The sequence below is a fragment of the Streptomyces sp. SA15 genome (genome assembly GCF_002291145.1).
Lineage (GTDB): Bacteria > Actinomycetota > Actinomycetes > Streptomycetales > Streptomycetaceae > Streptomyces.
Genome location: NZ_NTGE01000056.1, coordinates 1 through 6129 on the forward strand (window position 1 = coordinate 1; position 6129 = coordinate 6129).

Here is a 6129-nt window from a genome sequence, read left to right on the forward strand (position 1 = left end):
TCACGGCCGCCGTGGACTTCGACCGCTCACTCGGCTTCTCGTGGGACGCGGTGGGCTCCGCCCTCGGGGTCACCAAGCAGGCGGTCCATCGCCGCTACGGCGCCCGCCGCGCCGCGGCCCAGGCGGCCGTCGTGTCGTCGGCGGCACCGGGGGCGTCGGGGGCGTACGGGGTCTCCGCGAGGCCGCGGGCCGTGCCGCCCGGTTGCGGCGGAAGGCTGGCCCCGCCTGCGGCGAGCGTGGCGCCGTGCGTGCCTCCCCAGTAGTACGGCACGATGCGAAGTCCGTCGCGCAGCGCGGTCAGGCCGGCCGCCACGCGCCCCGCAAGCTTCGAGAAGCCTGGTTCGCGCACCCCTGTCCCATGGATGAAGACGACCGCCGTCATGTGCCCCCCGTGACACCGGTGCAGTGTTGTGTACGACTGCCGATACGACGTCAACTTACCAGTATCATAAGGAGGTTGGGGTCGAGCACGCGTGCGAAGGCCCTCCCCTGGCCGGACGGACGGCCTCGACAACTGGACAACAGGGGGACTGCGTGAGCCCTGACGCGATGGTCATGCACTTCGTGGGTGCCTCGGCCCTGATCCTGGTGGCCGCGCACGCGGCCGGCTGGCTGGCCCGGAAGCTGAAACAGCCCTACATCGTGGGTCAGCTGACAGCGGGCATAGCGCTGGGTCCCTCGTTGCTCGGCAGTGTGGCCCCGGACGCGCACCGGTCACTGTTTCCCGAGGACATCTCTGGGGCGCTGACCGGGTTCGCGCAGTTCGCGCTGGTGGTGTTCCTGTTCGCGGTGGGCTACGAGCTGGATCTGAAGGTCCTGGGGACGCGGGCACGCACGGCCGTGACGGTGGCGCTGGCGGCCTTCGTGGTGCCGATGGCGGTGGGCAGCGGCTGTGCGCTGCTGTTCCGGGATCAGTTGTACGACCTCGGAATGCCGCGGGACCTCTCCCCCGCGATGGTGGTGTTCGCCGGGATCGCCCTGTCGATAACGGCGGTGCCGGTGCTGACGGCCATAGTGCGGGAGAACGGGCTGGCGCCCACGGTGCCCGGGGTGGTGGCCGTCTCCGCGGCCGGGCTGCTCGACGTGATCGGGTGGACGGTGCTGGCCGGGACGATGCTGGACGGCGACGGGCACGCGCTGAGCTGGCCGTGGCGGGCGCTGATCGGGGTCGGCTTCACCGCGCTGATGCTGGTGGCGGCACGCCCGCTGCTGCGCAAGCTGCTGTGGGGGACGCGGACGCGGATGGAGCCCTCGCTGCGGCTGGCGCTGCTCATCGGCTTCGCCCTGGGGTCGGCGTGGGTGACGCACTCCGTCGGGCTGCACGTCATCTTCGGCGCGTTGCTGGCGGGGGTCGTGGTGCCGCGCGAGGAGGGCGGGACGCTGGACCCGGACCTGCTGCGCCCGCTGCACGACGTCAGTTCTCTCCTGCTGCCCTTCTTCTTCGTCGTCTCGGGCCAGTCCGTCGCCCTGAACAGCATGGACGCCACGGGATGGGTCGCCCTGCTGGTGGTGACGGTGCTGGCGGTGACCACGAAGATCGGCAGCGGGACGGTGGCGGCCCGGCTGGGCGGACTGGGCCGCGACGACGCGCGAACGGTCGGCGTCCTGCTGAGCGCCCGCGGCCTCACGGAACTGATCGCCCTCAACGCGGGCCTCCAGGCGGGCCTGCTGAGCGAGCCCCTCTACACGGTCCTGGTCTTCATGGCCCTGACCACGACACTCCTGACCCAGCCGCTACTCCTGCTGACCCGCCGCCTGTCGCAGCGACGCCCACAGCCTGCCCCCACGCCCCCTCTCCCCGACGGCACGACGACAACCCCTGTGGCAGACATGGGCTGACGCCCCGAGGTGTTGGCCGTGGCGATCGTGCGGGCCGGTGGGGGCTGGTCGCGCCCCGCGGCGGAGCCGCATATCGACACAGCCCCGCGCCCCTTAGGGCATCGGTCTCCCCGGCGTGAACAACGCAACGCCCCCCCGCGCCGGGGACTACAACGGCATCGGAGCCATGTCGCACTCGATCCGCCGCCGCTGCCGCGCAGCCAACAACCACGGATGGTCCGCCCGCAACACACGGCTGAACCCCTCCACAGCCTTCCGCTGGAGCTCATCCGCCTCCGGCCCCCGCCCCAGCCCCCGCAGGTCCAGCGCGAGGTTGGCCGTGCAGGACAGCGTCAGCGGATGCTCCTCGCCCGCGGCCTCCGCGAGCAGCGGCAGATTCGCCTCGTCGATGGCGTGCGCCCTCTCGAAGTCCAGGCGGGCGTACGCCGTGTTGGCCTGCCCTAGTGCGACGGTCAGCGTGGTGATGTGGTGCTCCCCCACCCGCTCGGCCAGCAGCCGTGCCGCCTCGTCCTCGTGCTCCTGCGCGCTGTCGAGCGCCCCGAGCGCCCGCAGCGTGGCGGCGAGGTTGGCCCGGGTCAGCAGGGTGTACGCGTGGTCGTCGCCCAGGCGCTGCTCGTACCGCCGCAGCGTCGCCTCGGCCAGCTGGCGGGAGCTGTCGAGGTCCCCGGCCAGGCGCTGGTCGACGGCCACGTTGATCGCCGTGGACAGCGAGTCGAAGTGGTCGGAGCCGTAGCGGGAGGTGAAGCGCCGCAGCGTCTCCTCGGCGAGCTTGCGGGCCTCGGTGAGCGCTCCGTCGCGGCGCTGGCACACCGCGAGGTTGCGGGCGATGCGCAGGGTGAGCGGGTGCTCCTCGCCGAGCGCGGTGCGCGCCCGCCGGTGGACGTCCTCCTGGAAGTCCCGGGCGCCCGGATAGTCGCCGCTCTCCCGCATGTCGATGGACAGACCGTTGAGCGTGTTGAGGGTGAAGAAGCTGGCGGGGCCGAACAGCAGGTCACGCAGCCGGGCGTTCTCCTGGTCCAACGGCAGCGCCTCCTTGAACTGGCCGCACAGCCGCAGGTCGACGACCCAGCTGTGGGTGGCGCTCAAGGTGACGGGGTCGTCGGCGCCGAACAGGGACCGCGCCAGCTCGGTGGCCTCCTGTCCCAAGTCCCGCGCTTCCTGGAACCGGCCTTGGTAGCGGCGGGCGTCGGCCATCTTGCACAGGGAGTCGATCAGTTCCTCGGGCTCGAGTTCCTGTCGACGGGAGGCCTCCAGCGCCTTTTCGCTCAGGGGAATCGACTCGGGAACCTGTCCGATTTGCCGCAACAGGAACGAAAGGCTCTTGGTCATGCGAATGACTTGGAGGTCGTCCTCGCCGGAAGCTGCGAGCCAGGCGTTCCAGGCCTGCCGGGCGTAATCCGCGGCACCCTCGTGGTCCCCCCAGTAGTAGAGGAACCACACGGTGTCGGAGACCAGGTCCCGTACCCAGTTGTCGGAGCTGGCCACCGCCTCCGAGGCGAGCACATGGGGCAGCAGTGCCTGGTAAGCGGGCCACTCCAGCGACGAACCGTAAGGGCCCGGCTTTGCGGCGGACAGCAGCTGGTGTGCGGCGTCCCGCATCCGCTGCCGCTCGTCGTGGTTCAGCTTGGCCAGGAGCACCGTCTGCAGCAGGCGGTGCATCTGCAGGGTGTCGGAGCGCGGGTCCACCTTGATCAGCGAGAACTGGCTGAGGTCGCGCACCGCGCGGTTCAGCCGGATCGGCTCGCGCAGCAGCGGGTCGATCTCGGCCGTGATGCTGACGCCCCGGCTGCCGCGCAGCATGGACCGCGGGATGGGCTCGGGGGCCATGCTGGCGCAGATGTCGAGCAGCTGCCGGGCGCCGGGGTTGTTCTGCTGGATCCGCTCCAGCGAGATGTCCCAGGCGGCGGCGACGGAGACCGGGTAGTCGGGCGCCGGGTCGAGTTCGAGGATCTCCGGGCTGCGCTGGGCGAGCAGGTCGAGGTACTCGTCGACGAGCATGCCGGTCACGGCACGCCAGGCGCCCGCCTGCTCGACGGCCAGCGGCAGGTCACCGAGGGCCTCGGCGAGCCGGTCGGCGTCCTCGACGCTCAGGTCGGGCGAGCGTTTCTGGAGCAGCTCGACGGACTCCTCCCGCTCGAAGACGTTCACCGGCAGCGGCGTGGCGACCCGTTCCCAGGCGCGGTTCCGGGAGGTGACGATGACCTTGCCGGGCCCGTTGGTGGGGAAGTAGTTGCGCACCGCCTCGACGTCCTCCGCGTTGTCGAAGACGAGCAGCCAGTTGTCGTACGGCGCTCCGGCGCGCAGCGCCTCCAGTACGGCGGGCACGGCGGTGTTGGCGGCGGGGGCGCCCAGGCTGTCCTGGCCGGTCGGGGCGACGCCCAGCTGGGCGGCCAGGCTGGCGAGGGCGGCCAGGATGAGGCTCTCCCGCTCGGCGGGGATCCAGCAGATCACCTTGTAGTCGTGCTGGTGGGTGTAGATGTACTCCAGCGCGAGCTGGGACTTGCCGACGCCGCCCAGGCCGTGCAGGGCGTGCGGCAGTACGGCCGCGGTGTCCTGGGCGCCCAGCTGCTCCTCCACGGACCTCAGCAGCGCCTGGCGGCCGACGAACGAGGTGTTCCTCAGGGGAACGTTCACCAGAAGGGCCGGCGTTGCGGTCGTGGTGCTCTGCATGAGCGGCTCAGCCTCCGGGGCTTCGTGTTGGTTCTCGTCGGTTACCAGGCTCGGCACGGGGGGTTCTCCAGATCCGTCGGGGATGTTCGACGCTGGATCCCTGCCTTCTCCGCCGCCGGATGATCCCCCACCACCCGTGTGGTTCACCTCTGGGAGTGAGCCTGCGGGCAAACTGGCAGCCGCCCGTTCGGCCGTACCGGACCCGTGCCTGGCGAGGTTCGGTTCGATGCGTTTGGCGCGTTCGGAGTACGGCCCCGAGAGTGCGCGCATCACGGCCAGTTCGCTGCGCACCCAGCCGCGCTCGGCGGGGTCGGGCAGCGTGGTGCCCGTCGGGTCGCGCAGGGCGGCGCGCAGGGCGACGCCCCGTTCGCCCGCGGCGGGCAGGTCGCCCACCACGCTGACGGTGCGGGCGAGTTGGCTGCGGGTGGTGGTGGCGAGCAGGGCCTCGCGGACCCCGTCGGCGAATTCGGGGCGGCCGTCGCCGCCGCTGTCCCAGTCGATCAGGCCGCCCATCAGGATCTCGGCCAGGTGGTCGGGGCCGGTCTCCGGCATGGTGCGCCGCCGCAGCTGTTCCACGAGGTCGAACTCGAAGGGGATGGCGGCGAGTTGGGTGGCGAGCCGGCGGGCGGCCGGGGTGGCGAGGGTGAAGAAGCGGCGGACGGCGGCGGTGGCGGCGCGTGGGAAGCGGGGGGCGCGCAGTCCGGGCGCGGGGGCGCCCTTGGTGAGGGTGCCGGCCAGGACGACGGGCAGGGCGCGGCGTACTCCGCGCTCGGAGGTGACGAGGTCGGCCCAGGCGGCGACGGAGCCGGCCTTGAGGGACAGCACGGGCACCGGGACGGAGCCGTCGCCCGCGGCGGGCAGCGGCCGCAGCGGGTCGGGTCCGCCGGGCGGCGCCCAGTGGGCGAGGGCGTCGTTGGGGGCGCCGAAGCCGCCGGCCTCCAGGACCGCCTGGTAGGGGTAGAGCGAGGAGCGGTGGCGCAGATGCGGCGGCAGCAGGTGGACGAGGGCGGTGGGGCCGGCGTGGGCGAGCCGGCCGAGCAGGTCGTCGGCGGTGGACGCGGCCCAGCCGTGGGCGAGTCCGTCGGTGACGACGAGGAAGACGCGGCCGCCGCGGCCGTCGAGGAGTTCGGCGGGGTCGGCGGCGGCCGGACCGGTGGGCCGGCGCAGGGTGGCGGTCCCGGTGCGCGGCACGTCGACCTTGACCGTGCGTACGCCTCGGAAGGCGCCGCTGTGCTCGGCGGCCTCGGCGAGCCGGGCGGTGGCCTCCTCCCAGATCCGCATGGTGGGGGCGGCGTCGACGAGCAGCACGAGGTCGAAGGCGGAGGTGCGGGCGGGCCGCAGGAAGGGCAGCCACATGCCGTCGACGAGCCCCTGCTCGGCGGTGGTCTCCTCGTCCAGTTCCAGGGTGTCGCGGGAGGGGATGCGGCGGGCCAGCCGGTGCAGGGCACGCGCGAGCAGGGCCGTGGCGCGGCCGGTTCCCTGCTGGGGTCGGTCGTCGGGCAGCAGCGGGCGGCCGACGTGCAGCGCGAAGGGTCCTTCGGGGTGAGGTAACAGCCGGGCGGGCACTGACGGTTCACCGAAGGCGGCGCCGGTCTCCGCCGGGCCGGGCCGGTGGGCGGG

At 72.6% G+C, this 6129-nt stretch carries 2 protein-coding genes and 1 pseudogene; 2 read left to right on the plus strand and 1 reads right to left on the minus strand.

Annotation, left to right across the window (positions count from 1 at the left end; genetic code table 11):
* Window positions 1-263 (plus strand): annotated as a pseudogene (locus CLM62_RS50720) (hypothetical protein); the annotation flags it as partial.
* A 271-nt stretch (window positions 264-534) separates the two neighbouring features.
* The gene (locus tag CLM62_RS09555) at window positions 535-1839 is read left to right on the plus strand and encodes a cation:proton antiporter (protein ID WP_095749411.1); all 1305 of its coding nucleotides are present in this window, start codon (window positions 535-537) and stop codon (window positions 1837-1839) included.
* Window positions 1840-1986: 147 nt separating this feature from the next.
* On the opposite strand, the gene fxsT is transcribed toward CLM62_RS09555, so the two are convergent.
* Window positions 1987-6129, minus strand: a 4143-nt coding sequence (fxsT, locus tag CLM62_RS09560) for an FxSxx-COOH system tetratricopeptide repeat protein (RefSeq protein ID WP_306457896.1), incomplete at its 5' end; no start/stop codon positions are given.